At 75.9% G+C, this 1,192-nt stretch carries 1 protein-coding gene and 2 pseudogenes; 1 reads left to right on the plus strand and 2 read right to left on the minus strand.

Annotated elements, in window-relative coordinates:
* Together MNY62_RS25490 and MNY62_RS25495 are read right to left on the minus strand one after the other, a co-directional pair.
* Window positions 1–281, minus strand: a pseudogene (locus MNY62_RS25490) (M23 family metallopeptidase); the annotation flags it as partial.
* 255 nt (window positions 282–536) lie between these two features.
* Window positions 537–887 carry a DsrE family protein gene (locus MNY62_RS25495; protein ID WP_242347135.1) on the minus strand — a complete coding sequence of 117 codons (351 nt, stop codon included), beginning with the start codon at window positions 885–887 and terminating at the stop codon, window positions 537–539.
* A gap of 49 nt (window positions 888–936) precedes the next feature.
* Here MNY62_RS25495 and MNY62_RS25500 point away from each other — a divergent pair.
* Window positions 937–1,192, plus strand: a pseudogene (locus MNY62_RS25500) (RNA-binding protein); the annotation flags it as partial.

The following is a 1,192-nucleotide window of genomic DNA, read 5'->3' on the forward strand; positions in this document are numbered from 1 at the left end:
GCCGGCGCAGGCACGGCCGCGGCGGACGCGCCGGGGGCCGCGGGGGCGGCCACGGCGGGCGCTGGCGCCTTGCCGGCTACCGGGTCGACGCCGGAGGGAGCGGCGCTGGCCGCCGCTGGGACCGCGGAGAGGCTCCCACCCGGTGCGGTGGCTCGACCGAGCCAGAACCCGCCCGCGAGCGCGAGGAGGAGGGCGATACCGAAGAGGATGCCGATGAGGCCGCCCCGCGAGGAACGGGGCTGGCGCGACGACGGCGGCGGATCGATCGACAGGCTGACCATGGGGACTCCGGAGGGGGAAGCAAAAGAGACGAACGCGCAGGAGCGGCGGTCTCTTCCGGGGTACTGCGCGGCATTGGAGGGGCCCCCCGCTCGGTCCCGCCTACAGCGAACGATAAGGGGCCTGCGGCGGGCGCCCTCGCTCCTTGCGCCCGCGGCGCTCCTCGAGCCGCGCACAGCGGCACCTTGGCAGTGCGCCTCGGCGCGCGTCGTTGCGGGTGCCCGCCTCGCCTCCCGTCTCACGCGCCTTCTGGGGGCTCAAAAGAAGAACCGGTCGACGACTCCGCGACTCCACTCGATGACGGTCGGCCAGCCGACGACCGCGTCGAGCGCCTGCTCGGCCGCGTCGAGCGGTACCTTCTCCTCCACCACGCTCGCGCTGCACGCGACGAGGCGGCAGGCGCCGGCGCCGCGGGCCTGGTGGAGGAGCGCGCCCGGCTCGTCGGGCTCCGCGTCGTGCGCAGCGACGACTGCCGGGACCGCCTGCCCGAACAGGTAGACGTCCACCCGATCCCCCATCGCCGCCGCGGCGAGGGCGCAAGAGCCGGCGAGGCGGAGGGCGCCAGGGTCGGCGTGCGAGAGGAAGACGACCACGCGGCGATCGGGCATCCGGCCACTCATACGCGGATCGCGGGGGCTCTGCTATAAGACGCCCGCCATGTCCGAGGAGAAGAAGCCCGAATCCCAGGGCCCGGTGGTGATCCGCAAGGGCCACGTGAAGCCTCCGCAACCCGGCGAGAAGATCGAGGCGCCGCAGGAGGAGCGGCTCGCGCCCGCGCCGCAGCGCGACGCGCGACCGCTCTGGCAGCGCGTCGCGGAGGAGAAGTCCGTCGCCGGCGCCGGCCGTGGTGCGCCGTCCGGCGGCCCCGGCCCGCGTCGCGGCCCGCCGCGCGGCGATCGCCCGCAGCGCGGGA

The sequence above is a fragment of the Anaeromyxobacter terrae genome (assembly GCF_022690685.1).
Taxonomy (GTDB): Bacteria; Myxococcota; Myxococcia; order Myxococcales; family Anaeromyxobacteraceae; genus Anaeromyxobacter; species Anaeromyxobacter terrae.